We start from the raw sequence: 24,918 nt of genomic DNA on the forward strand, positions 1-24,918 counted from the left end.
GTTCGGTCAGCGCAGGTACGCGGCCAGGGGCAGGCGCTGCTCGCGGATGCTCTGGAGCACCAGCCCGCCCATCTGGCTCGCGCCGTACTGCGAGAAGTGGGTGTTGTCCGTGACACCGTCGACGGATGAGCGCAGGAAGAGCTGTGCGGAGGCGGACGGGCCGAGGGACTCGACCAGCGTCTTGCTCTTGGTGGTCAGATCGATCACTGGCACGTTCTGCGCCGTGCCGACCGAGCGCATCTCGGCGGGCAGGTTCACTCCGAGGCCGTTGACGTGCAGTGCTGTGGGCGTGAGCCGGCTGCCGTTGAACTGGCGGCGGACCGGCGGGGTCACCAGAACGGGAACGCCGCCCTTCGCACGGACCTGCGTGATCATGGAGGTGAGGTTGCTCCGGAAGGCTGACGCGCTGGTTTGCTTGTCGTTGTGGCCGAACTGGATGAAGACCGCGTCGTTTGCCTTGACCTTCGGCAGCAGGGCCGGGAAGAGCGCCGAGTTCCTCAGGAAGCTGCCCGAACTCTCCCCCGAGTCGGCGTAGTTGGCGACGGACGCTCCGGGACCCACCGCCGGCGTGATCATCTGGCCCCATCCCGTGTACGGGGCCACGGGCTGGTCGCACACGGTCGAGTCGCCGGCCAGGTAGGCGACCAGCGGCTGGGCCGCCGGTTTCACCGAGACGGCCGACACCTGCGGGTTGGTCCCCGAGAACCGGATGTCCAGACCGGGGTTTCCGGCGCCGCCCTGGCCGGTGGGCTGCCCCTCCGGCTGCCGCACGTTGACCGTGAACGAGTACGTGGCAGCGGCACCGGCCGCCGTCTTCGTCGCCGGAAGCGCCAGGCGCCGGGCCTCCACCCACATGTCCGTCTCGGCGGCACCGGCACCGCCGATGGAGACCGTCACGTCGTAGTTGCCGGGTGAGACCGCGTAGTGACACTTGATCGGCGCGGTGCCGGAACAACCGGCCGGCAGCGCCCGCGTGGCGGCATCGGCATGCGCCGCACCGGTGCCGACCAGCATCGCGAGGGTCAGCAGACCCACTGCTCCCAGCCTGACCCCGTGCCCTTCGAGACCCAATGTCATGCCCATTACAATCACCAATCCCAGTCCTTGACCGGAGAGTTGCCCGGGTTGAGGTCCATGGCCCGCCGCTCAGGCCTGGGTGAAGCCGTTCATGATCGCGGTGGGCCGCTTGCTGGAGGAGTCCCAGGCGCCCATGTTGTAGCCGGTGAACGGGGACATGCACTCCGGCTCCCAGTAGAAGATGCCCTGCCCGCCATTGGCCTTGAGGGCCTTGATGTAGGCGACCAGCGCGGCCTGGGTGGAGGAGGCACGGTCCACCCGACCGCCGAACTCGCTCTGCAGGAACGGTTTGCCGTAGGCGTCGGAGATCTTCTTCATGTTCGCCACGATCCCGGGGGCGAGGTCGGCGCTGCCGTAGGACGAGAACACCGACATGTCCCACTTGCCGCCGCTCGCCGCGTAGCGGCTGAAGAACGTCGTCATCACGTCGTACTTCTGCGGCTGGGCCAGGTGGATACACACGGTCGAGTTCGGTGACACCGCCTTGACCTGGTCGTATGCGGCGTTGAGCAGCCCCGTCATCTGCGCCCCGTTGGAGACGCTGCCGACCGGGCGGCAGATCCCGCTGTTGATCTCGTTGCCGATTTGCACCCAGGTGGGCAGCACGTCGTTGTTCCTCATGACCGTCATGGTCTGGTTCACGTACGCGCCCATCGCGGTGCGCATCTGGCTGTAGCTCATGTTCCGCCAGGCCGCGGGCGGGTTCTGCACGCCGACGGAGTTCCAGGTGTCGCCGAACATGTAGTCGAGCATGATCGACATCCCGGCGGCCTTGACCCGCTTGGCGAAGGCGGCCACCTCGTTGATGCCGCAGTGCCCGTTGGCCGGGTCGTTGGACGGCTTGACGAAGGTGCGCAGGCGTACGGCGGTGATGCCGTAACCCTTGAGGATCGTCAGCAAATCCTGGGTCTGCCCGCCGGCGTTCTTCCAGGAGTAGCCGCGCGCCTCCATCTGAGGTGCCCAGCTGATGTCGACGCCCTTGACGAAGCTCGCCGCGGCCTCGGCAGGCGTCTCGAGTTCGGCGAACGCGACAGCGGTGGCGAGCGCCCCGGCGGTGGCGGTGGTGGCCTTGAGCAGGGTTCGCCGGCTGATGTGTCCGGCAACTGGTGTGGGGGGTTGCGGGGACATGTCCGGTCCTTTCCTTCCGTCGTTCGCAGGGGAGACGTCGCGGTCGGCGGAGAGCGCGTCAGTGAGGAAGAGACTTCCAGGAGCGAGGCGGGTGATTGGGGCAACTGACTCTCACGCCCGAGGAGTTGGTGTAGCCGCGTGCGATCCAGCCGATGAGCCTCCCTCGGTGTGGCAGCAACTAAGGCAGGAGTGCTTACGAGTGGCACGTGTCGAAGGGCGCGGCCTTGGCATGCCAGGGACGCTCCTCCGAGCCTGAACTGTGAGCGATCACAGAGGTGTTTGCGACGTATGTGCGTAATCGCATCACAACGAACTTGAGGTGCATCACGCAGCTTCTCGATCGGGCACGAAGCTGTCAACCATTGCTCACCAATCCATGTAAGAAGTAGTGCGATCCTGTGGGTGGGGGCACGCCGCGCCTCGGCCGTGAGCTGTCTGAAACGGCGGGAGTCAGCGCAGTTCAAGTGCCTTTTAGAAGGAATGCAGCGACGGGACGAGGCTGCGCACGGAACATCTCGTTGACTCGCATCCGAACATGCGTGAACAGAAAAGCTCAACAGAATGCTTGACGGGCCATCAGTGAACACCTATCTTCCCAGCGAATGGGAACGTTCCCACATCTATGGTTGGACCACCCTCTCCGCGATCTTCATACCCCCACACCGGAGGTCGTAGTGACCGCCCCGCACCGGCGTCCGCGCACCGCATTGCGCCCATGGCGATTCCAACGCAGGTCAAACAACTGGCTGTTCGGCGGCCTGACGGCCGCCACCGCACTGACCCTCTCCGCACTCACCGGAATACCGCAGACCGCGCACGCCGCGACCGCGCGGCAGGTGGAACGCCTCGACCGGGGCCGGACGCGATGCACATGGGCGACCTCGACTCGCCCCGGCCGGGTCTGGAGGAGTTCAAGGTCGACGAGGACAGCTCCAAGCCGTCCTCCTGGATGGCGGAAGCGAGGACCGGCCAAGTCCTCTGGTCCACCCCGGCCGGCGGTGACAACGGCCGGGGCGTGTCCGGTGACATCTGGTTTGGCAGTGCGGGCGCCGAGTCGTGGTCGTCGCTCGTGAGTGGCGTCCGCAACCCCAGGGGCGCGGTGGTCGCCAGTCGTAAGCGCGGTCCAGCAACTTCCTGGCGTGGTGGGACGGCGACACTACGCGCGAACTCTTCGACGGCACCGACATCGACAAGTACGGCACCTCCGGGCGACACCCGCCTACTCACCGGCGCCGGGGTCCACTCCAACAACGGCACCGTCGACGCCGTCCTTGTCCGGCGACATCCTCGGCGACTGGCGCGAGGAAGTCATCTGGCCGACGTCCGACAACACGGCCCTGCGGATCTACTCCACGCCGTACCAGACCAATACGCGGATCACGACCATCCTCCACGACACCCAGTACCGCACGGCCCTGGCCTGGCAGAACACTGCCTACAACCAGCCCCCCGCACCCCAGCTCCTTCATTGGCGGCAACATGCCTACGCCACCCCGCCCCACCGTCGCGCTGCCGAACAGTCACTGAGCTGGACAGCGGCGTGCGGTTCCGGTCGGGCTGGGCCAGCCGGATCAGATGGTCCCGTTCCTCCTCGGCCAGACGCAGTGCGTGGGCCACGGCGGCCATCACCTCGGTCGACATGGTTTCGCCGTAGCCCTGTTCCAGGCGTGCGTAGTACGCGTATGACACTCCCGCCGGCTCCTCGCGCCGCAGCCCGGGTACCCACCGCCGCTCGTATGAGGGCAGGCCGATGTCCTCCGGATTGAGCCGGGCTCTGAGAGACCGCAGAACCTACTGAACTCGGCACGCCGGCCAGCCCGGCAGACACCTCGTCGTCGGTCGCTACACGTGAAGACATCGCTGTCCTCCGTTTGTCAAACGTGCTCCCAGATGCGGAGCAGCGTAGCTTCTCCGGCTGGTCGGCGCGCAGTTGACGAGATCGCACACCGTGTGGCATCACCACTCGGCCCAACTGCGCGCCCACGAGTTATCCACAGGTATGTACCCGTCGCCGAGACTCGGGTCCTGCTACGTGCCGGACGGAAGGCCGGAGGCGGCGACACTGCCGCTGACGCCGGTCATGATGGCGTTGATGATGCCCTGCTGGGTGACCGTGAGGGAGCGCCGGTTGAACAGCCCGAACCCGTACCGATCGGTTGCACCGTTGTCCCAGTAGATGGAGGCCGCGCCGTACTTCTTGGCGGTGGCTGCGACGGCCCGTGCGAAGTCCGCGCGATACCTGTTGTTCGACGAATCGAAGGATGACTTGTCGATGGCGCCGTATTCGCCCACCACCACCGGATACCCCTTCGTGACGAACACGTCGCGCATCATCTTGAACTGCGCGTCCAGATAGTCCTCCTGTCCCCAGGTCGACGTCCTCGACGGGTTGGTCGCTGCTCGGCCCCATTGCGTGATGGTGCCGCTTTCCTCTCCGGCGAAGTCCCACGGGCCGTAGTGGTGAACGGAGATCATGATCCGCCGCTCATTTGCGGGAATGGAGGGGGAGCGGTACTGGTCGGACGGAAGCGCGAAGCCGTAATTCCCGGCGGTGTAATCGATGTTCGTGTTCCAGCCGGCCACGAGCAGCCACCTCGAACTGTTGTTGCCGCCTGTTTTCCGCACGGTGTCCACGAAGATCTGGTTGTAGCTGTTGATGTTTGAGTAGCACGGTTGGGTCGGGCGGCCGTACTGCCCGTCGAACTCTTCGTTCATGGACTCGAGGATCAGGCGCTGGTCGTAGTTCTTGAACCTGTTCGCGATCTGCTGCCAAGCTTTCTCGTACTTGGCCTTGATCGTCGCCTGGGAGGGTGAATCGCAGATCAGCCAGGAGCCGTTGATGCTCTTGTACCCGTCGCCGTGCATGTTGATCAGCACATGCAGGCCCCTGTTATAGGCGTAGTTGACGACCTCTTGGACTCTGTTCAGCCAGGAGGCGTTGATCGTGTAATTCGGGCCGGACCCTATGTATCCCAGGTAGGAGACCGGGATGCGGATCGTCTTGAAGCCCGCCGCCTTTACTTTGTCGATGAGGGCCTGCGATACCGTCGGCTGGCCCCACGCTGTTTCACTGGGGTATCCGTTGGTGGTGGCTTCGAGTTGGTTCCCCAGATTCCAACCCGCGCCCATGTCGGCCACGATCTGCGAAGCGCTTGACTGTGCCACGGAATCGGCCGATGCCTGATGCGCCGCGCCGTACACAGATGCGGCAACTGCCAACAGGACGGCAAGGAAAATGACTCTGATCTTCCCTGCTAGTGCAACCATGAGCTTTCCTCTCTTGCGTCCTTGAGGGTGTCGGACCCCCAAGTGGACCTATCTGTACGAGTGGGAGCGGCCGGAGCCGCCCGCTGTTCGGGCGGTGGTGCCCACGCTGGCCTGGAAGCGAACACAGTCGATTGCGCGGCGGCTGACCTCGCGGGCGTCCGCGGGCGGCCACGCACCCTGCATGGCCCGGATGCGCGGCGATCACGGCAGACCCGCGCACCCGGGCCATGCCTGGTTGCCCCTCAGCTCAGGGCGGATTCCCAGGTGGTCGTGCTGGATGCGGCGTCGGCGCGAAGGCGGTCGCGGGCCCCGGTGTCGCCGTAGAGGCTCCACCGCATCCAGTCCACGGAGGTGTTGACGGTGCGGGAGTCGCCGAAGTAGTTGCTGTGCCCGGCGCCGCGGAAGGTCAGGAACGCCTTGCCGGCGGGCAGTTCCCGGTACGCCTGGCGGGCGGAGGAGATCGGGCACGTCCCGTCCCGGTCGCCGTGCGTGAACAGGACCTTGGCGCGGACCGACGGGCTCGGGTTGCCCATGTCCACACAGGACATGGGGATCGCGGCGGTGATCCGTGCGTCCGGCCAGGCCGTGAGCAGGCCGTGGGTGGTCATGCCGCCCATCGAGTGGCCGGAGACACCGACTCCGACCGCTGTGTTGATGTGGCCGGCCAGCGGGTCGCTCGCCGTGTTGAGGGCGAGGGTCCGGGTGATGACCTCGGAGACGTCCTTGGACTGGTTGCCGTTGTAGACGTCCTGGCCACTGAGGTTGGCGAAGTGGGGGGCGGGGACGATGAAGCCGGCCTCGGCCAAGGGACGGATGATCGCCAGGGAATTCTGCGGGCTGCTGCTCAAGCCGTGCATGAACTCGCAGACCGGGAAGACGCCTTGGGCGATGGGGGCGTTGGTGACCGGGGAGCCACCGGGGGCGCCGGTGGCGGGGTAGTAGACATAGGTGGTCCACCGGCGGCTGCCGCGGCTCCAGGCGTACTGGCGCACGCCGACCGCGAACCGCTGGGTCGGAACTCCCGCCCGCGCGGTGGCACCTGCCTGGCCCGTGCCGAGCAGGGACATGCCTACGCCCGCGGCTCCGACCGCGCTCAGGGTCAGGAAGCTACGCCGCTGCATGGTCATGAAGACTCCTGGTGTGGGGGGTGTGCGGAGCGCAGCTCGGTCAGGCGCCGGGAAGAGACGTCGGTGATGCCGCGGCGGTGAGGCTGACCCGGGTGGTGGGGGGAGTGGTCGTGGGGGTGGTCAGGTCGGCGAATCGCGCACGGTGGAGGACGTTCCGGTCCTGCCCGTGGTGGTCATCGGCGTCGTGTGGCCTTGCCGGCAGAGACGCGGCGAGCCGCTGAACACCGGCCGAACCGTGACTCATTGTGGGAGCGGCCCTCCGCGCCCACCTGCCCGCCTGTCTGATGGGGAGGTGTTGATTCTGCGGAAGCGGCGCAAGGGTGCCTCTCCTTCCACTCGTCGCGTGCCGCAACTCTGGGAGCGTTCCCACATGTCCTGCAACAGGTACATTCACGATCGGGCGCCGATCTGTCAATCGTTGGCGCCCAACTCTGTTGTCTTCGACGCGGATTCGACAGATCGCAGGCGCTGGAGGCACCGTGTGACGCCTTCGAAGCCCGCCCGATCACACTCGCGGCGGCCTGCCGTCAGCCGTGGCCGACACCCGCACTCATGCCGGCGATCGTATGGGCCCTGATGTCGGGGTGCGGCCCCTGCGCGAATCTGGTCACCACGGAGCGGACATGGTCCTGGGCCGGCTGGAGCAGTCCGTCGTACACCGCGACGCAGACTTCCCGCGCCCGCGACCGGGGCCAGCCGGGCGGCAGCAGCCCGATGGGGAGCAGCGGGTCCAGAATGGGGAAGTGCCGGTAGGCGTGCATGACCTCGGTCCGTGCGCGCACCGCGTCGGCACCGGTGACACGGTCGGTGCTGATGTGCGGAAGCAGGCCGCTCCAACGGTCGATGAAAGCCCGGTAGTGCTCGGCGATGCCGGGCAGGTCCCACGCCTCGACCGGGTTGCGGTCGGCCTCCGTGTCCAGTTCCTCCTGCCGCGCGCGGAACACGGTCACTGCTCCCCGCGCCAGGTCGGCCACCTCGATCCGCCCCTTGGGGGTCAGGGGGTGCGGCGACACCCAGAGCGCGTCGTACAGCGGCGCGAATCCGCGCCAACGCAGCGCGGTGCGCAGTGCGCGCCGCCGCGTGCTCTCCTGTTCCGGGACGGAGAAGGCGATCAGTGTCCACCGACCGTCCCATGAGTCGGGTTGGGTGGTGAAGGTGGCGATCGAACTGGCGCCGCTCCACAGATCGACGGCGGCCTGCGATGTCAGCCGGTAGGAGCTGTACCGCCCTTGCCGGCTGCTCTCCAGCACCCCTCGGCGCATCAGCCTGCTGATCGTCGTACGGGCGGCACCCGCGGTCACGTTGAACTCTCCGAGCAGTGCCACGATCGCCGCCGACGGCAACCACGCCCGGACGGGGAACGTGTAGTCGGCGATCAATGTCACCGTGAGTCCCTGCGGCGATACGTCGCTTTGCCAGCCGGGCGACCGCACGGGGCCGGCGGCACCGTCACCCTCGTCGGAGAAGATCTCCTCGAGGTGGGACAGGTTCGGCAAGGTCGGCTCCGGCGCGGTGGACAGGGTCTGCATCACTGTAACGGTTGTGGAATCGCCGGGTGCAGCTCCGCCGCGATTGCTCCACCAGGCGGGATCTCCGCGCGCAGGCGATGGCGCCCCGGCAGCGCCCAGGTGTGTAACACCGGTGTACTTGGAGCGTGACGGCAGCGAACAGTCGTCCTTGGCACCGTGCTTGCGGGGCCGCGGCGCGTTGGGCGATGTGGGCGTTCGTCATCGTCAACGGTTGGTGTGGCCGATGAAGACATCGCTGATGCCGGCCTAGTTACGTATCAGGCCGACCTGCTGTGCGGTGACGAAGACGTCGGACCCGTTGTCCATGCCATTCGCGATGCGGTTGGCGATGGGGCGGAACCGGGAGGCCTCGGTGATGGCGATGATGTAGCGCAGCATGCCGCGCGCCTGGGCGGTGCGGTCGGTGCCGCGGATGCCGAGGTCCCTGAGGCTGTTCTCAAGGCTGAACTCGTTCAGGTTGACGGCGGTCAGCGACTGGTTCGCGACGCGGGCGAGGGCGTCGTAGCCCTCCTTGCCGAGGAACCAGTTGTCGTCGGCGTCCTCATGGTTGGGGACGTCGGAGGCGAGGTTCAGGACGAAGTGGTGCGGGGTGTCGCTGGAGAAGAACCGCACGACGCAGAAGTCGCTGAGTCGTACGATCGCATGCACCGCGGGGGTGTGGTTGCCGCTGCTGATCACGATGTCGGCGAAACTCTGGCTCTCCGTGTCGCCGGTGATGGCGACGTTCACCTCGGTGTCGACGTGGGGCATGACGCGGCCGCCGGCCGAGGTCTCGGCGAGGTTGCGCAGCTGGTCGAGCATGGTCAGATAGGCGCCCGAGCCGTGGTTGATGTTCCAGGGGACCTGTGGGAGGTCGACGTGTTTCTTGCCGGCGACGGTCTCGGCGTTGATCGTCACATGGTCCGCCGCCGTCGAGGCGGATGTCTCGGTGTCCCTGGGCACTGTGAAGAGCACCAGGATCCCGAGAAGGACGGACAAGGCGACCGCGATCAGGACGCTGGTGGGCATGGTGTGCTCCGGTTGTTCGGCGTGCAGCGATGTCACGACCGACGCTCACAGCCGGGAGGTTGTTTGGCAGGCCCCTTTTGCCGCCGCATACAATTCCGGAGGATCGAGTTCCACATTACTTGTCCGGACGTAACGCTGTCGTCGCTCCACGCCTTTACCTTGCGGGCGACACGCTGGTGCAGGACGCCACCCGGCAACCTGCTCGACGCCCCGCCCGCCTCTTCGCGCCGGTGGCCGAAGTCCTCGCCCGCGCGCTCGCCCCGCGCACGCTTCCCGGAGCGACCCAGGAGGATCCGTCCGGTCGTCTCCCACGTCGCAGGGCTCACCTGGATGTGGGCGGTGATGGCGTTCGAGTCCCGGGACCGGCGCTGGAACGGCTGGTCTTCGTAGAGCGCCGTGGGCGTGGGTGGGGCCACCGTCAGCCCCGCAGTAGCGGAAGCACAGGTCAGACTGGCGGTGCCAGCCGCTCCAGCCACAAATCGACGGCGTATGAACCGGGGCCGGTGACCGGCACCTCGTAGGGGACCCGCAGTTCCGTGACCACTTGGAAAGCGTCGCTGGCGTCGGGGCGGAAACCGTCCTGCTGCCACAGGTCGAGCCACGCGCGCTCCACGAGCAGCGGGTAGCGGGAGTTGTCCAGCAGGCCGAGCGCGTCCAGTTCGTCCCAGTGGACGCTGAGAGGGATCAGCCGGCCAAAGGACACGGCCGGGGCGGTGTCACCTCGAAGCCGCCGGCGTCGAAGTGGACCTCGGGAGCTGCACCGCCCTACGGGCCCTGAGGCGCACAGCCGGCCGTCATGGACGCACGACGACGGTCCATCCGGGGTTGTAGGTGTCCGGCACCGGAAAACGTTGCCAGTCGCGCGCCCAGTGCGGTGGGTTCCGCTCGCGCAGGACCAGCGCACTGGGGTGCGCCGGGGGGTCCGTCTCCGTGGCAGAGCAGCCGGCGGTGTGGGCGATGGGAATCGTCGAAGTGTTCCCTGCGAGGACACACGGCGGGTGCACCCCGTGCTCGCGTAGCACGGAGGCGATCCGGTCCCAGTCTCCGCGGGCCCGCTGCTGGATGCCCGCATGGGTGTGGACGAGCCCGATCTGGATGCCCCAGTGCCCGAGGAGTGTCAGGGCGAGGACCGCGGCTGTCGGCCGCGAACGGCGGGTGCGGGTCCGGTGGACGACGGCGAGGAGCCCGACAGCGGCTGGGAGCGCCAGCAGGGCGTAGGCCGGCAGCAGGAACCGCGGCGCGGCGTAGGGGACGAGGAAGAGATATGGCGCCGCCGTGGCCGCCGCCACCGCCACGGACAGCCACAGCGGTGCAGTGGACCGGCGCGCCCGGCGTTCCGCCCACAGTCCCAGGCCGACCAGCAGCGGTAGCAGCATCCACCACTCCGTCACGGGCAGCTGTACGCTGTCGCCCGTACAGGGACGGCACAGCAGCGGGCCGTCCAGCGCGGTGAGATGGGCACCCAGGGAGAAGACGGCCCGCAGGCCGCCCTGGACCTCGTCGGCCTCCGCGAGCCGGTTCCGCACACCGCCGAACCGCACCTCGGCCTCGACGACCCAGGGCAGCGCACCCGACACGAGTCCGGCCGCCACGGCCGACAGACGCCCCCTCAGGCGGCCGTGGCCGCGCAGTGCGGGCATCAGTACGGCGGCCAGGAACAGCGGCACGGCGACGGCCACACCGTCGTTGGGCCGCATCAGGGTCACCACCGCCAGGCCGGCCGCGACACCCGCGTACCGGGGGCGCGGCGCGAGGAAACAGCCCACCGCGGCGGTGGCACCCATCGCGGTGTAGTGGTTCGGCATCGCGGAACCGGCGTAGAACAGAGTGATCCACAGGCTGCCGTACAGCCCGGCCGCCACCCACACCGCCGCCGGGCGGTGCACGATGCGCAGCCAGGGCCTGAATCCCAGCCAGAGCGCACCGCCGGCCAGCAGGAGCAGCCACACCCTGAGCAGCACCGTCGAGTCGCTCCAGGAGGCGATCGGAGCAAGCAGCAGGGGGACCCCACGGGTACGCGGGGCGCTGAACGGGGTTGCGGGACCGTACGATCCGAAGCGGCTGGCGTACACGATCTCGTCCCATCCGAGCGGCAGTGTGAGCGGTACGAGGACGGCCGACAGCAGACAGAACCCGGCGGCCACGATCCACAGCATCCGCTGTGCCGAGGCCGCTGGGCGATCCGCGTTCATCCGACCCACCCCAGCTTGCGCCGCCCGCGGCGCACCGCTCCGCGGGCGAGGATGCCTGCCGTGGCGGCGAGCACGGTGGCACGGTCGCGCCAGTCGGCCGGGCCGGGTGGTGGAGGAGCGGACCGCCCGGCCCGCTCCTGCACCAGTGTGCTGAACAGGCGCTCGTAGCGGTCGGCGATGCCATCCGGGGTGAATCGTTTCGCCGCGTTGGCTAGGGCGGCCCTGCCCATCTCCGCACGCAGTCCGTCGTCCCGCATCAGTGCCAGCAGCGCGTCGGCCACGCCCCGGGTGCTGTCGCGCGGGACGAGGCAGCCGTCCACACCGTGGCGGATGATCTCGCCGGGCCCGTGCGGGCAGGCGGTGCTCACCACGGGCAGGCCGCAGCGCATGGCCTCCACGATCGTCATTCCGAACGACTCGTGCGCGGAGGTCACCGCGGCGATGGAGCCCTTGACCCACTCGGCCTCGATGGGCGTGACCGAACCCATCAGGAAGACCCGGTCACCCAGCCCGTGGTGGGCTATCCGGTCGGCTATCCGGGCGCGCTCCGGGCCGTCCCCGTAGATGCGCAGGGACCAGTCGGGGCAGGCCGCGCCGGCCAGGGCGAACGCGTCGACCAGCATCTCGTATCGCTTGACGCGGGCCAGCCGTCCCGCCGCGACGACGACCTTGGCCGCCGCGTCGGCCGGCGGCACCGAGGGTTTGGGAACGCTGTTGGGGATGGCCAGCACCATGGTGCGCGGCAGCCGCATGCCGCGCCGGTGGTCGCGCGCGTCGGCCTCGGTCATGGTGACCAGCGCGTCGAGACCGCCGTACCAGCGCTGGAGTTCCGTCCGCAGTCGGTGCGGGTGGTTGTCGTGGGTGAGGTGCTCCTGGCCGACGCGTACGGCATGTCGTGGCCCGAACCGGGCCAGCAGCGCGTTGAGTCCGGCCCTGGTGCCCACGACGACGTCGGCGTCCGTCTCCCGCAGCCAGTCGATGACCCGCTGCTCGGCGAGCCGGTGGTACTGGTGCGAGCGGCTGTCCCCCTTCGGGAAGACCTCTCCTGCCCGCCGGGCGAGAGGGTCCGCCGCGTCCGCGGATCCCTCGCGCCGGTCCACCAGGGCCCGCAGCGGTACCTCCGGCGACCGCCCCAGGTGTGGTTTCTCGCGGTGCCGGAAGACCGACACGAGTTCCACCTGATGTCGCCCGGCGAGCGTGTCGGCGAGTGTCATGGTCGTCCGTACGGTGCCGCCCATCGCGTAGGCGTTGTGCAGCAGGAAGGCGATGCGCACGTGCCGCGTCCCCCGGTTTCCTTGTGATGTGGCTGGTCAGTGTCACTGTGTTCGCCTTCGGCGAGGCGACCGCACCCGTGCCGGCGAGAGCCGGCGGAGCTACGGGCGGGCCCTGCCGCCCGCGTTCTGCGAAGGCCCCGCGAGGACCGACAGCGCCAGGGTCGTGACGACCGAGCCGACGGTGATCTTGCGGGTGCGGCGTCGCTGCGGGATCCGGCCTTGCTGCACCGACGCTCGCAACCGGAACGTTGTTTGGCACGTCCCTTTTGCCAGGTCAGACAATTCGGTGGGCGGTTGCGGACTGGCCGGCGTCAGAGGCTTCTGCCTCTGCCGGGACGCCCCTGGAGATTGCTTGCCCGGTGCCCGCGTACGGTTCTCGGCTCCGGCGACCAGGCGGCCGCCGTCGCCTCACGCTCTGGGACGGCGCTGAAGGCCAAGGCCGTACGACACCGGACCCGGCGCTGAGGACTTCGGCGAGGCGGGATCACGCCGGCCGTCGGCGGTGGGTCGCGGGCGAGGGGGACTGTTTGACGGTGGGATGGTGGGAGGGACAACTCCCGGGCCCTTGACGATCGACCCGTCGCTGCCCCGGTCCGGACTTCCCCCTCGGCCGGGGCAGCAGCCCGCCCTGATCAACGGGTCGAGAAATCCGGCGGGAGAGCGGTCAATGAAGATCCGGAATGTCGGCCGCCGCCGAACGGCCGTGCTGACATCGGCCCTGTCCCTCGCGCTGATCCCCTCTCCACGGCATGTCGCAGACCGAGAAGTGGGAGGTGGGCAGGACCGCCGGCGCCACCACCACGTCAGCGGAAGCAGCAAGGAAGGCAGGCGGGTACTGGTTCGCGCCGTACTGGCGCGAGTCCCGGGGCTGGATCGCACTGCTGACCCGGCCACTTTCATGATCCACCGAGCCGGTCAGGGGCAGACCCGCCTGTACGGCCGGTCCGGAACATAGGTGCGCCACTGCGCCCGGGTCAGCTCCGCGTTCCCGGCACGGGAGCAGACGAGGGACACCGCTCGGTCAGGATCCACGACGTACCGCTGGAGCGGGACGTGCTCGCCGCCCGCGTACAGCATGGTGCTGTCCGGGCTGAAGGCGAGCGTGTCGACGCTCTCACCGGAGGTGGGCAGAGAAGGACCGAGAGGTTGCTGGGTCGAGATGTCCCAGAGTTGGACGGTGCCCGCGTCGCCGCCCACGGCGAGCGTGCTGCCGTCCGGACTGAATGCGAGGGCCGTGATCGTCTCGGCTGAGTCGGAGGACGGATCGACGGGCGCCAGAAAGACGTTCCTCAGGATGCCCGCTCGGTGCCGGAGGGCGCCGTCCCAGAGGGCCACCCGCCCTGTCCCGTCGCCGGCCGCCAGTCCGGAGCCGTCGGGAGCGAAGGCGATCGCTGCGATGTCGTCGTGCTGGACGAGGTCATGGGCGTGGGACCGGCCTGCTCGGACGACGCGGTTGTCGGTCACGAGGAGCCCGCCGTCTCGGCTGACGGCCAGATGACGGCCGGCCGGGCCGGGGAGGAGCGACGCCCTCCGCCGCTGCGTGGTGTCCCATGTCTCGTTGAAGTAGCCGTCGTCGGTCAGACGTGCGGTGAGGAGCGTACGACCGCCCGGTCCCAGGGCGATCGCGTCCGGCGGCATCGCGGACGCCGTCGCCAGGTCCACAGTGGTCTTCGCCCGTCCGGCGGCCACGTCCCACACCGTCAGACGCTGAGGCACCGTGTCCCAGCCGGCGGCGGAGACTCCGTACGCGAACACGCCGCCGTCGGGGCTGAAGGACAGCAAGGGCTTGGTGACGTCCGCGGGGACCGTCGGTATGCCGGTGCGGAAGACGGGATGAGACGGGTCCGGCAGGGTGCGCAGCAGACGGCCGTCGCGTGTGCTCCGCAGCCGGAAGACGTAGCGGTCACCGATAGGTTCGGCGGTGGCGAGCGTCCTGCCGTCGGGGCTGAGCCGGACCCCGGTGAGCGGACTCTTGCGCCAGGTGCGGGTGAGCGTCGTGGTGAGGTCGAGGGTGTGGACCGTGCCCCCTTCGAGGTACCGCAGCAGGGGCCGCGAGGAGTCCCAGGCGAGACCGGAGAGCGACTCGTTGTCCAGGGAGTGCCGGAAAACGGGGGCGCCGCCCTGGGACAGACGCCACACTCTGATCTCCTGGCCGCCGCCGGTTGCCAGAAACGAGCCGTCCGCGCTCACGACGGCCGAAAGGGCACCCGGGTGGGCGACGTCGGCGAGCTCTCGTCCCGACGTGGTGTCCCATACACGCACCCGGTCCCCGGCGAGAGCGAGGAGCCGGCCGCCGGTGAGGCCCAGGAGGGTGTCGGTGTCGTCACCACAGACGCCGCGAGCGCTCGTCCAGGCGCCGGAGCGGACGCTGCGCGCGGAGGTGTCCCAGACCTGCGGGGCCCGGCCGCGCGGGCAGACGGCCAGCAGCCGGTCGTCGTCGGCCGCTGCGTGGGTGAGCTCCCCCCTGCCGGCCGACGGGGTCCGGAAGACCAGATGGCCGTCGGTGACGGAGTAGAGCCCGGCCCGGTCGTCGTCCGGTCTCCTCACCAGGTAGTTGCGGCCACTCGCCCCGAAGCGCACGGTGTCCCTGAACGGCAGGAGATCCCCGATCCAGCGCCTCGTTCGGGTGTCCCACAGCCGCTGGGTCCTGTCAGCGGTCTGGATGACGAGCACCCGGCCGCCCGGAGCCGCGGCGAGCACCGCCCCGTGAGGTACCGGCCCCGAGGTGATACGGCGGTGGGTGCCTACATCCCACGTTCGCCAGGTGCCGTCGCTGATGCTGAGCAGAGTGCGCCCGGAGACGTCGAGGTACCGCTCCGGTGTGTCACCGGGCGCCGGGTCGGTGAAGTTGTCCAGTTCGGGCTGGGCCAGCGCGCCCAGCAGGGCTCGGCGGGATTCCGGAAGCGGAGAGATGCGCCATGCGGCGACGCCGAGCAGCATCGCGGTGCGTGGGTCGGTGGTACGCAGCGCGTCGGCGACCGCGGCCACCCGGCGGGCCGCCGTGTCGGTGGTCTGCTTCTCGCTGTCCTGACGCAGTCGCACGGCGGTCAGGCCGACGACCAGGGCCACCGCCAGCACGGCGCAGAGCGAGGCCGTGAGCGTGCGGCTCCGGCGCCGGGCCCGGGTGGCGGCCCGCTCCTCCGCCGCCCGCTGCTCCGCCGCGGTGATGAGGAAGGCCGACTCCTCGGACGTCAGACCGTCGTAGCCGCGGTCCTCGCCCGCGAACAGTTCCTCGGCCCGCGCCAGGCGGGTGCCCCGGTAGAGCGTGCCCGGGTCGCGGTCGTGCTCCAGCCAGGTGCGGGCGGCGTCGGTCAGCTGCCGGTGGTGGCGCAGCCGCTCCCGGTCCGCGTCGATCCACTCGCGCAGCCGCGGCCAGCAGGTGATGAGCGCCTCGTGGGCGAGCTGCACTCCGTCGTCGTCGGTGGTCAGCAGCCGCGCCTGGGCCAGCCGCCCGACGACGGCTCGCACTTCGGGGTCCTCCCACCCGGCCATTTCCTCCCAGCTGAGCGGGCGGCGCGTGTCGGCGTTGCCCTGGCCGGGCTCGACCATCCGCAGGAGCAGGTGCCGGGCGGCGTGCGCCTGCGCCGGTGAGAGTTCCCCGTACGCCTCCTCGGCACTGGCCGCGATCGCGCCGCGTACCCCGCCGGCCGCTTCATACGCGGCCAGGGTCAGCATCCGTCCCTTGCGCCGCCGCCAGGTCTCCAACAGGGCGTGGGACAGCATCGGCAGTCCGCCGGGCTCGTCGAGCACGTCCTCGACGATCCGCGCGGTCAGTGTCCGCTCCACGATGAGCCCGGCCGCCTGCGCGGGACCGACCACCGCCTCGCGCAGCTCGTCGGCGGTCATCGGCCTGACCAGGAGCCCGCTCGCGTGCAGCGCCTCCGCCAGTCGCGGGTGCTCGGCGCACCGCGCATAGAAGTCGGACCGTACGGCGATGAGCACCCGCAGTCGGCTGCCCGGGTCACGCGCGGCGAGCAGAAGGTCGAGGAAGCGGTCACGCTCGGCGCGCTCGCGGCAGAGGGTGAAGACCTCCTCGAACTGATCGACCACCACCCAGCTCTCCGGTTCGTCGGCCTCGGGCGTCAGCAGATGGCCGTAGGTGGTGGCGGGCCGGGCTCCCGGAGTGAGGATCCGAAGGACCGCCGTACGCCCCTGCTCCGCGATCTTCTCCCGCAGCAGGGGAATCAGACCGGCCCGCAGCAGGGAGGATTTGCCGCTGCCGGACGCCCCGAACACCACGGCGAACGGGGACCCGGACCCCAGCTCGCTCAGCTCGTCGATCAGCCGGTCCCGGCCGAAGAACAGCTCACGGTCGTCCGGCTCGAAACGCGCGAGGCCACGGTAGGGAGGGGCGGCGTCGGCATCCTCCTGCCTCTCCTCCCCGGCCAGCGCCTCGGCCTCCGCCCACCGTGCCTCCCAGGGAACGGGGTCGGCGCCGCATGCCTGGACGTACGCCTGGAGCACGGCCAGCGACGGCAGCCGCTCGCCGCTCGCCGCTTTCGCCAGGGTCGTCACCGAGAAGCCGGCCTTCTTCGCCATGGCCCGGTACGACACGCCACCCGCCGAGCGGCGCAGCTCCCGAAGATCGTGGGCGAGTCGCTGCACGGGACCGGTCGCCGGGTCGACCGGTAGTTCGGGGCGCCCCATGGCGAAGCCTCTTTCGCATACAAGAAGAACATGCTGATCAGCAGCACAAGGTACTTTTCGTCCTCCTCGGGCGAGAACCCTTTCCGACTGTGATGTTCGCCGGAGAAGTTGTTCGTACCAGCGGTGCTGAGTTTGTTTTCCCTGATGAGAGGAGGGATGGCTGACAATTCCTGGGTTGCCGGGCCCGGTCCCGCCTCGGCGCTCTCATTGCCGAGCGATCACCTGACAACCAGGAGGCCCACCAGGCCGAGGCCCTGCGCGAGCAGGTCGCCGAGGTCCTGGCCCCGCTCGGCCTCATCACCGCACCCGAACCGCTCGGCCGCCTCCAGCCTCAAAAACGCCTAGACCGAGCTGAGCGGCATGAACGGCGCACACGACGGCGTTCGACCCAGCCATGCCCCCCGAGCCTGCGTCACGTCAATCAGGCCGCCGACACGTCACGCCCTGGCTGATGAGGCCGTCGGCAGCACCGCCGTGACCTCCCACCCCTGGGCCGTGAGGCGGGGACCGGTGCGCAGTTCGCCGCCGAGTGCGGTGACGCGTTCGGTGAGGCCGACGAGACCGAAGCCGCCGCCCCGCGCGGCCTGCGGGAGCCAGGTGCCGCCGCGGCCGTCGTCGCGCACGGTCACCGTCAGCACGCGGCCGTCGTGGACCAGCTCCACAGTGACCTCGGTGGCGTCGGCGGCGTGGCGGCGCACGTTGGTCAGGGCTTCCTGGACGACACGGTATGCGGCTGCCTGTACCTCGGGCGGGAGGTCGTCGGGTACGGCGGGATCACGGTGCACAACGACTTTCGGGCCGACGGGACCGCCGAAGCCCTCGACCAGGCCCAGGAGCGCCGCCAGATCACCGAGCGGACGGCTCGCGCTGCCGGCTGTGGCGCTGTCGTCCGGCGCCTCGCGCAATAGGCCGACGGTGCGCCGCATGGAGGCCAGGGCCTCGGTTGCGGAAGTTTCGATGTTCCGCAGCACGGGGCGCAGTTGGTCCGGGTCGGTGGTCATCATCTGGGCCACCTGCGCCTGGACCAGGACCCCGGTGACGTGATGGGCGACGAAGTCGTGCAGGTCGGCGGCCATCGCCAGGCGTTCACTGCGGCGGGTCCTGTTGACCATCACGCGGCGGCGGTGATCGAGGAAGCGCAGGTAGCCGCCCAGTCCGACGGTCACCATGACCGGAAACAGGAGCGCCGGCCCGAATCCTCCGGCTCCGGTGGAGTCCGTGGGAAGCCTGGCGGGCAGGGCGACGACGGCCACGCCGCACAGCCCCCCGCACGCCGCCGCCCACCACCCGGGACAGGAACGGACCGCAACCAGCAACAGGCACAGCAGGCACGCCACTTCCCCCAGGCCGAACGCCATCTGCCAGTCGGCCAGGACAGCGACCACCGTCAACGCAACCGAGGCCCCGGCGGGTACGGCGATGCGCAGCGCAGGACTGGCCCACGCAGGCCGCCTGGCGGCGGGCCAGAGCACCGCGGCCAGGCAGAGCGGTAGCACTGCGGCGGGCTGCAGCCACGGTGTCACGCCGTATCCACCCGGCCTGTCCAATGCCGCGAGGCCCGCTTCCAGCAGGTCCGTGCCGGCCGCGAGGATCATCAGGGCCACGCCGACCGCGTGCAGCCTTCCGAGCCGACGGACGTGCGGCGCGTCCGGTCGGTCGATCAGGTGCCAGGAGTTCACGGCGCCACAGTAAACACCCCGCGGCCCGGCCGGATCGGCCGAACGGCCATCACCGCCCAAGCGGGGGACGCCGTAACTGTGGCCGAATGACCGATGCGTGAGCGGGATCCCGCGAGGAAGGTGGGCGATGTCCGCCTCAGCCCTGTCCGGTACTGGCTGTCCCAGCCGTCGCTTCCGCCACCGTGACCCGCACGGTCGGCTGTCGGCCGCCACAGCCTCATCCACCCCCACAAGCACGCGTCCGCCACCCGGGCCGCCGTGACCTGGACCTCGGTCCGCACCCGCTGCGGGGCACCATGACGGACGACGGACGCCCCGGCGCGCCCAGGGCGCGGGCACCGGCCATGGTTCGTTGACGGAGCAAGCCGAAGTGCCGGGCCCGCCCAGCACTTCGGCTGCCATCCCGTGGTGCTCATGCGGATTCCCCGGCAGCGGTGATCGCGTCGGAACGCGCGAGCGTCTCGCGCACCGCGTCCGCGAGTGCGGGAGCCGCGCTCGCCTCGGCGTCAGCGATACCCACCCCATAACGGAATCGCACGGTCGCGCCGTCCTCGATGGCCAGTTCCTCGCTGAAGAACGGTGCCGGGTTGAGACAGGCGAACTCCTCTGATCGGGCGAACCACTGCGGCGGGTGACTCGGGTTGGCCGCGTCGTCGACCATGAGCACGAGCGACTGCGCGTCCGTCTCGTCGTGGCGGCCCGCGAAGCCCATCCACTCCATGCGCCGCCCGCGGACCTCGTCACCGCCCAGGCCTTCCTCGGTCACGAACTGCCCGCCGGTGAACGACCGAGGGCCCCGCCAGAACAGGCCGCCGTAGCCGGCGTTCTCCCGTCCCTTGGTGGTCGGCGATCCCATGGCGACGTCCGTTCCGGAGACGTTCGTCATCCGCGTCTCGAACGTCAACGCCCAGGCGTGCGGGGAGATCAGGCTCGCTCGCAGTGTCCTGCGTTCGGTGAAGAACAACGCGCCGGACTGGGTGGTCCAGTCCAGGTCGTGGGCGAACGTCGCCGTCCCGTCGGCCCTGTCCAGGTCGACGACCCGGCGGTGCGCCTGGGTTCCGTTGTTCTCCAGCTGGACGTAGAAGCGTCCGTGGATGTACGTGGGACCGCCCCAGAAGTTCTCCTCGCCGACGTGGGGCAGGGACCATGCGATGCCCTTGTGCCACACGTGGTCGTGAGGACGGAACAGGCTGACCACCTTGCCGGCCCGGGTGCGCAGGGGGTGGATGTAGGGCTTGGGCGATTCCAGTTGGACGGTGTCCGGCTGGTACACGTAGCGGAACAACTCGGTGCCGCCGTCGCGGACGGTGACCGAGGTACCGAGGTCGTGGCGGATCTCAAGAGCGTTCATACGAGGGCCTCCTTGACCGGTTCCCACGGCACGGCGCCGCCGTCCATACTGACCGCGAACGGGTCGTCGTCGGTCAGTTCGCCCGCGGCGACGGGGACACCGCGGAAGGCGGAGGCGTACGTCGCCGCCGCGAACTCCAGCGTGCGGCGCGCGTCTTGCAGACAGACGCCGGGTTCCTTTCCGGTCTCCCAGGCGTCGAACACGGCCTCGATCTGGAGCCTGTGGCCGCTCGTGACGTCCGGCTCGTCACCGTCGGTCCAGAGGTCCGAGAGATCCTCGCGGCCGGGGGCCGGCGTGAACCGCCAGTGTTCCTCGCGGTAGCCGTAGAGGTGTTCGAGTTCGACCGTGGCGTGTTCGAAGTCGAAGCGCAGACGCGAGGTCTCCCGGGGGGACAGCAGGGAGTTGACCACCGTGGCGAGGGCCCCGTTGTCGAACCGGACGGCGGCGATCGAGACGTCCTCGGTGTCCGTGGGCCGGGCCTGGCGCTCGGCGAGTGCGGTGATCTGGGACCAGGGGCCGAGGACCGACAGCATGAGGTCGAACTGGTGGATGCCGTGTCCCATCGTGGGGCCGCCGCCCTCGACGTCCCAGCGCCCCCGCCACGGCACCTCGAAGTATGCGTCGGGCCGGTACCAGAGGGTCTCGCAGGTGGCGACCAGTGGCCGGCCCAGTGCGCCGGAGCCGGCCAGCCGGCGCAGGCGTACCGCCGCCGCGCCGTAGCGGTGCTGGAAGACGGTCAGGACCTTGGAGCCGGTCTCTTCCTGCACCGTGGCCAGTTGGTCCATCTCGCGCAGGCTCAGTGCCGTCGGCTTCTCCACCAAGGCGGTGACGCCGGCCCGCATCACCGTGGTTGCCAGCGGTACGTGGGTCTGCGGGGGCGTACAGATGTGTACGAGATCGAGGTCTTCGCTCTCCAGCAGAGCCTGCGGGTCGTTGAAGACGTGCGGCACGGAGAATCGGTCGGCGAACTCGGCGGCACGGGTGGGGTCGAGGTCGGCGACGGCGACCAGCCGGGCGCGTTCGGAGAGTTCGGTGAGGGCTTCGGCATGAGCGTGGGCGATACCGCCGGTGCCGATGATGGCCACGCGGTACGGCGGCCGGGGGCTGGGCATGGGTGTTTTCTCTCTCTTGGTTTCCTGACCCACTTCTCGTGGGGGCTCCCGGGGGCCGTGGGCAGCGGCGACGGCCCCCGGAAGGAGGTCACTTGGCCGCGTCGATCTCGCCCTGGAGTTCCTTGATGAAGGCCTTCGCGGCGGCGTCGGGCGAGGTCTTCTTGAAGTAGACCTCCTGGCTGTAGCGCTGCAGCTCCGGCTCGATGCCGCTTCCGCCGTTGGGGGTCACGACCGGCGACTCACCCGGGGTCACCGCGTTCATGTAGTCGGCCGCTGCCTTGTCGGTCCCGGCCAGAGTCGGCTGCAGGTGCTTCAGCATCTCCTTGTTGGCGGGGATTCCGCGCTCCGTCTTGAGGATGTCGGCGGCCTTCTGGTCGTTGAGCACGAAGTTGACGAACGCGGCTGCCTCGGCCGGGTGCTTGCTCTGGCTGGAGACCGCCCAGTACATCGAGGGCTTGAAGAAGTTCGCCTTGGTGTTGCCGACGCGGGGCATCTGCAGCAGTTGCACCTGGGCGCCCGTGGCCTGCTGGATTGCGGTGATCTGGGTGTTGTACACCCCCATCATGGCCGCCTTGCCGGTGGCGAAGCTGCCGGCGGTGACACCCGCGGTCAGGTCTTCGACCATCGTCGACGCCTTGACGCTGGCCCCCGAGGAGGTCAGGTCCAGACCGTACTTCCACATCCCGGCGAGCGTCTCGGGCTTCAGCGAGACGTTGCCGTCCTTGTCGAAGAGGTTCTCACCGTGCTGACGAGCCCAGTACTTGACATCGCCGGCGGAGAAGCCGGGGGCGCCGGCCGCACCATGGATCTTGCCGCCACTCTTGTCCGTCAGCTCCTTCCCGATCTTGGCGTAGTCGTCCCACGTCCATGTCTTGTCGTCGGGAACCTTCACGCCGTACTTCTTGAACAGGTCGGTGTTCACGAGGATGGACAGGACGCCGACGCCGACGGGAAGCGCGTACTGCGTTCCATCGACCTGCCCGGTGGCCAGGGCCTGGTCGTCGAACTGCGAGGTGCTGAGGAGCTTCTTGGCCTTGCCGAGGTCGTACAGCGCTCCGCGGTCGGCGTACGACGCGAGATACAGCTCGTCCATCTGGACGACGTCGGGGGAGTCCTTGGCCGCGGTCGTCGTGGCGAGCGCGTCCCAGTAGCCGTTCCAGTCCTTGTACTGGCCCTTGACCTTGATGTTGGGGTACTTCTTCTCGAACGCCGCGATGACCTCGTCAGTGAGCTGAGCGCGGGCGTCCGCTCCCCACCAGGTGGCGCGGATGGTGACCGGCTTGTCGCTGAGGTCGGGAGCGGATCCGGTGCTGCTGCCGGAGCAGGCGGTCAGCGCGAGCGAGAGTGAGGCGACCGCTCCGATCGCGACGCGTCTGAAGGGGCTGGCTTTCATGTGCTTCTCCTGTGCCTGATGGGTGGGTCAGGTTGATGGCTGCGGTGTTCCCGAGTGGTCATGACTCGGTCGCCTCCGCATGTCCGGCAGTAGCCCCCGCAGTCACTTGCCGCCGGTGGTCGCGATGCCTCGCAGCAGGAAGCGCTGTCCAGCGAGGAAGACGAGGAAGACGGGTACGAGCGACACGACACTCATGGCGAACACCGAGCCCCAGTCCGTCGCGGTCTGCTGGTCGACGAAGGTGCGCAGCGCGAGAGGTGTGGTGTACATGTCCGGGTCGGTCAGATAAATGAGCTGGGTGTAGAAGTCGTTCCAGGTCCAGATGAAGGTGAAGATCGCGGTGGTCGCCAGCGCCGGGACCATTAGCGGGAGGATGAGGGAGAAGAAGATCCGCGCGTGCCCGGCTCCGTCGATCCGTGCGGCCTCGTCGATCTCGCGCGGGATGCCCCGGATGAACTGCACCATCAGGAAGATGAAGAAGGCGTCGGTCGCCAGGAACTTCGGCACGATCAGGGGCAGGAACGTGTTGACCCAGCCGAGCTCCGAGAACAGGACGTACTGCGGCACGATGATCACGTGGATCGGCAGCATGATGGTGACGAGCATGACGGCGAACCAGACGCGCTTCGCCCGGAATTCCAGCCTCGCGAACGCGTATGCGGCCAGGGAACAGGCGAGGAGGTTCCCGAGGATCGCGCCGGTCACGACGATTGCTGAGTTGATCATGTAGTGGCTGAACGGTTGGGAGAAGGCGTTCCAGCCGTTGCTGTAGTTCTCGAAGTGCGGGTGTGTCAGGGCGAGTCCCGCGCTGCGGAAGATCTGGTTGTTGGGCCGCAGCGAGCTGACCACCATCCACAGGACGGGGTAGAGCATCGTCAGGGCGCAGAGAGCCAGCAGGCAGTGTTTGAGAGGGGCGCGCACCGCGCGTCTGATCCGGCGTATCGCGTGGGGGTGGGGGGCGGGCAGCGCGGGGGGTACGGCTGTGGTGCGGTCAGTCATCGTAGAACACCCAGTACTTTGAGGCCCAGAAGTTGACGGCGGTGAAGGCCGCGACGATGAGGAGCAGGACCCACGCGAGCGCGGACGCGTATCCCATGTCGAAGTGGCCGAACCCGCGCTGGTACAGGTACAGCGAGAAGAAGAGGGTGGAGTCGGCGGGGCCTCCGGTGCCACCGGAGACCACGAAGGCCTGGGTGAAGGTCTGGAAGGCGTGGATGATCTGCAGCACCAGGTTGAAGAAGATGATGGGTGTCAGCAGCGGAATGGTGATGCTGCGGAACTGGCGCCAGCGCTTCGCGCCGTCGACGGAGGCCGCCTCGTAGAGGGAGGTCGGAATCTGCCGCAGCCCGGCGAGGAAGATCACCATGGGGGAGCCGAAGGTCCAGACGTTCAGGACGACGAGGGTCGACAGCGCCGTTCCCGGCTCCGAGATCCAGCCCTGCCCCTGGACACCGACGAGGGCCAGGGCCTCGTTGACAAGGCCGTTGGTCCCGAACATCGCGCGCCACAGCACGGCGATCGCCACGCTGCCGCCGATCAGGGACGGCAGATAGAAGACGGAGCGGTAGAAGGCAAGACCCCGTACTCCCTTGTCCAGCACCAGGGCGAGCCCGAGGGCCATCGCCAGCTGCAGCGGGACGGAGACGAGGACGTAGCTGAACGTAACTTCGAGCGACTTGTGCAGACGCTCGTCATCGAGCATGCGCGTCCAGTTCTCGACTCCGTTGAACTGCGGCGGCTGCAACAGGTTGTACTTGGTGAAGCTGAGGTAGAGCGAGGCCAGCATCGGGCCGAGAGTGATCCCGAAGAGCCCGACGAACCATGGCAGTAGGAAGAAGAACGCCGCCTTGTTCTGCTGTCGCGCGCCCTTTTGGGACCCGCGCAGCCGGCGTAGTTCGTTGATGGAGCTCACGGCACTGCTCCCTTGAGCGGCGGCATCGGAAACACAGTGGTGCGGGCCCGTCCCGGACCCCGCGTCACCCGAAAAGTGATCGTTCACTTTGTGGGTTGCGAGGACCATAGTGAACGATCACTTTTTACGTCAAGAGTGTGTAGTCTCTGACTTCACCGAACGTTGGCGGAAGGGTGGGGGAAGCGGATGGATGGCGCTGACACGGCGCGACGACGGCCTACG

Annotated in this window: 18 protein-coding genes and 1 pseudogene; 2 read left to right on the top strand and 17 right to left on the bottom strand. The window is 68.8% G+C overall.

The window, feature by feature from the left end:
- Positions 1 to 6: 6 nt before the first annotated feature.
- Together ADL12_RS24925 and ADL12_RS24930 are read right to left on the bottom strand one after the other, a co-directional pair.
- On the bottom strand, positions 7 to 1,035 hold the full coding sequence (locus ADL12_RS24925) for a rhamnogalacturonan acetylesterase (protein WP_062705327.1): 1,029 nt from the start codon (positions 1,033 to 1,035) through the stop codon (positions 7 to 9).
- A 111-nt stretch (positions 1,036 to 1,146) separates the two neighbouring features.
- Positions 1,147 to 2,205 (bottom strand): glycosyl hydrolase 53 family protein, encoded by a 1,059-nt coding sequence (locus ADL12_RS24930; protein ID WP_062705329.1) that lies wholly within the window; start codon positions 2,203 to 2,205, stop codon positions 1,147 to 1,149.
- Between the two features lie 871 nt (positions 2,206 to 3,076).
- On the opposite strand from ADL12_RS24930, the pseudogene ADL12_RS56780 reads away from it, so the two are divergent.
- Positions 3,077 to 3,971 (top strand): annotated as a pseudogene (locus ADL12_RS56780) (rhamnogalacturonan lyase family protein).
- A 262-nt stretch (positions 3,972 to 4,233) separates the two neighbouring features.
- On the opposite strand, the gene ADL12_RS24935 reads toward ADL12_RS56780, so the two are convergent.
- From ADL12_RS24935 to ADL12_RS54215, 8 genes are all read right to left on the bottom strand, one after another.
- Positions 4,234 to 5,472 carry a glycoside hydrolase family 5 protein gene (locus ADL12_RS24935; protein WP_062705331.1) on the bottom strand — a complete coding sequence of 413 codons (1,239 nt, stop codon included), beginning with the start codon at positions 5,470 to 5,472 and terminating at the stop codon, positions 4,234 to 4,236.
- 242 nt (positions 5,473 to 5,714) lie between these two features.
- Positions 5,715 to 6,599: an alpha/beta hydrolase family protein gene (locus tag ADL12_RS24940; protein ID WP_062705333.1), complete on the bottom strand. Its 885-nt coding sequence runs from the start codon at positions 6,597 to 6,599 to the stop codon at positions 5,715 to 5,717.
- A 527-nt stretch (positions 6,600 to 7,126) separates the two neighbouring features.
- Entirely contained in the window at positions 7,127 to 8,128 is a 1,002-nt protein-coding gene (locus ADL12_RS24945) for a PaaX family transcriptional regulator (RefSeq protein WP_062705335.1), read from the bottom strand.
- Between the two features lie 246 nt (positions 8,129 to 8,374).
- Positions 8,375 to 9,136, bottom strand: a complete 762-nt coding sequence (locus tag ADL12_RS24950) for a ribosome-inactivating family protein (RefSeq protein WP_062705406.1) — start codon at positions 9,134 to 9,136, stop codon at positions 8,375 to 8,377.
- Positions 9,137 to 9,581: 445 nt separating this feature from the next.
- Positions 9,582 to 9,839, bottom strand: coding sequence for an acyl-CoA thioesterase family protein (locus tag ADL12_RS24955; RefSeq protein ID WP_062705337.1), 258 nt, complete (start codon positions 9,837 to 9,839; stop codon positions 9,582 to 9,584).
- Positions 9,840 to 9,930: 91 nt separating this feature from the next.
- Positions 9,931 to 11,328 (bottom strand): hypothetical protein, encoded by a 1,398-nt coding sequence (locus tag ADL12_RS24960; RefSeq protein ID WP_244188041.1) that lies wholly within the window; start codon positions 11,326 to 11,328, stop codon positions 9,931 to 9,933.
- Positions 11,325 to 12,602, bottom strand: a complete 1,278-nt coding sequence (locus tag ADL12_RS24965) for a glycosyltransferase (RefSeq protein ID WP_062705339.1) — start codon at positions 12,600 to 12,602, stop codon at positions 11,325 to 11,327. The genes ADL12_RS24960 and ADL12_RS24965 overlap by 4 nt, the downstream gene beginning before the upstream one ends.
- Before the next feature lie 99 nt (positions 12,603 to 12,701).
- Complete coding sequence (locus tag ADL12_RS54215; protein WP_159053282.1) at positions 12,702 to 12,842, bottom strand: hypothetical protein; 141 nt, start codon at positions 12,840 to 12,842, stop codon at positions 12,702 to 12,704.
- 509 nt (positions 12,843 to 13,351) lie between these two features.
- Here ADL12_RS54215 and ADL12_RS54220 point away from each other — a divergent pair.
- Positions 13,352 to 13,504 (top strand): hypothetical protein, encoded by a 153-nt coding sequence (locus ADL12_RS54220; protein WP_159053283.1) that lies wholly within the window; start codon positions 13,352 to 13,354, stop codon positions 13,502 to 13,504.
- Positions 13,505 to 13,517: 13 nt separating this feature from the next.
- On the opposite strand, the gene ADL12_RS24970 is transcribed toward ADL12_RS54220, so the two are convergent.
- The 7 genes from ADL12_RS24970 to ADL12_RS25000 all read right to left on the bottom strand — a co-directional run bounded on the left by ADL12_RS24970 (position 13,518) and on the right by ADL12_RS25000 (position 24,687).
- Positions 13,518 to 17,249 carry an nSTAND1 domain-containing NTPase gene (locus ADL12_RS24970; protein WP_062705341.1) on the bottom strand — a complete coding sequence of 1,244 codons (3,732 nt, stop codon included), beginning with the start codon at positions 17,247 to 17,249 and terminating at the stop codon, positions 13,518 to 13,520.
- A 437-nt stretch (positions 17,250 to 17,686) separates the two neighbouring features.
- The gene (locus tag ADL12_RS24975; RefSeq protein ID WP_062705344.1) at positions 17,687 to 18,928 is read right to left on the bottom strand and encodes a sensor histidine kinase; all 1,242 of its coding nucleotides are present in this window, start codon (positions 18,926 to 18,928) and stop codon (positions 17,687 to 17,689) included.
- 412 nt (positions 18,929 to 19,340) lie between these two features.
- Positions 19,341 to 20,279: a DUF6807 domain-containing protein gene (locus ADL12_RS24980; RefSeq protein ID WP_062705346.1), complete on the bottom strand. Its 939-nt coding sequence runs from the start codon at positions 20,277 to 20,279 to the stop codon at positions 19,341 to 19,343.
- Positions 20,276 to 21,391 (bottom strand): Gfo/Idh/MocA family protein, encoded by a 1,116-nt coding sequence (locus ADL12_RS24985; RefSeq protein ID WP_062705347.1) that lies wholly within the window; start codon positions 21,389 to 21,391, stop codon positions 20,276 to 20,278. The genes ADL12_RS24980 and ADL12_RS24985 overlap by 4 nt, the downstream gene beginning before the upstream one ends.
- A gap of 88 nt (positions 21,392 to 21,479) precedes the next feature.
- Positions 21,480 to 22,784, bottom strand: coding sequence for an ABC transporter substrate-binding protein (locus ADL12_RS24990; RefSeq protein ID WP_062705350.1), 1,305 nt, complete (start codon positions 22,782 to 22,784; stop codon positions 21,480 to 21,482).
- 102 nt (positions 22,785 to 22,886) lie between these two features.
- Positions 22,887 to 23,783 (bottom strand): carbohydrate ABC transporter permease, encoded by an 897-nt coding sequence (locus ADL12_RS24995; RefSeq protein WP_062705352.1) that lies wholly within the window; start codon positions 23,781 to 23,783, stop codon positions 22,887 to 22,889.
- Positions 23,776 to 24,687: a carbohydrate ABC transporter permease gene (locus ADL12_RS25000; protein ID WP_381106598.1), complete on the bottom strand. Its 912-nt coding sequence runs from the start codon at positions 24,685 to 24,687 to the stop codon at positions 23,776 to 23,778. Before ADL12_RS25000 ends, ADL12_RS24995 begins: the two co-directional genes overlap by 8 nt.
- Positions 24,688 to 24,918: the final 231 nt, after the last annotated feature.

This window comes from Streptomyces regalis, from assembly GCF_001509475.1.
GTDB lineage: Bacteria > Actinomycetota > Actinomycetes > Streptomycetales > Streptomycetaceae > Streptomyces > Streptomyces regalis.

Bases quoted from the DNA above. Each gene is read 5' to 3' on its own strand.
- ADL12_RS24980 (WP_062705346.1), bottom strand. From the start codon at position 20,279: ATGAACGCTCTTGAGATCCGCCACGACCTCGGTACCTCGGTCACCGTC.
- ADL12_RS24995 (WP_062705352.1), bottom strand. From the start codon at position 23,783: ATGACTGACCGCACCACAGCCGTACCCCCCGCGCTGCCCGCCCCCCAC.
- ADL12_RS24990 (WP_062705350.1), bottom strand. From the start codon at position 22,784: ATGAAAGCCAGCCCCTTCAGACGCGTCGCGATCGGAGCGGTCGCCTCA.
- ADL12_RS24945 (WP_062705335.1), bottom strand. From the start codon at position 8,128: ATGCAGACCCTGTCCACCGCGCCGGAGCCGACCTTGCCGAACCTGTCC.
- ADL12_RS24985 (WP_062705347.1), bottom strand. From the start codon at position 21,391: ATGCCCAGCCCCCGGCCGCCGTACCGCGTGGCCATCATCGGCACCGGC.
- ADL12_RS24930 (WP_062705329.1), bottom strand. From the start codon at position 2,205: ATGTCCCCGCAACCCCCCACACCAGTTGCCGGACACATCAGCCGGCGA.
- ADL12_RS24940 (WP_062705333.1), bottom strand. From the start codon at position 6,599: ATGACCATGCAGCGGCGTAGCTTCCTGACCCTGAGCGCGGTCGGAGCC.
- ADL12_RS24950 (WP_062705406.1), bottom strand. From the start codon at position 9,136: ATGCCCACCAGCGTCCTGATCGCGGTCGCCTTGTCCGTCCTTCTCGGG.
- ADL12_RS24935 (WP_062705331.1), bottom strand. From the start codon at position 5,472: ATGGTTGCACTAGCAGGGAAGATCAGAGTCATTTTCCTTGCCGTCCTG.
- ADL12_RS24970 (WP_062705341.1), bottom strand. From the start codon at position 17,249: ATGGGGCGCCCCGAACTACCGGTCGACCCGGCGACCGGTCCCGTGCAG.
- ADL12_RS54220 (WP_159053283.1), top strand. From the start codon at position 13,352: ATGTCGCAGACCGAGAAGTGGGAGGTGGGCAGGACCGCCGGCGCCACC.
- ADL12_RS24960 (WP_244188041.1), bottom strand. From the start codon at position 11,328: ATGAACGCGGATCGCCCAGCGGCCTCGGCACAGCGGATGCTGTGGATC.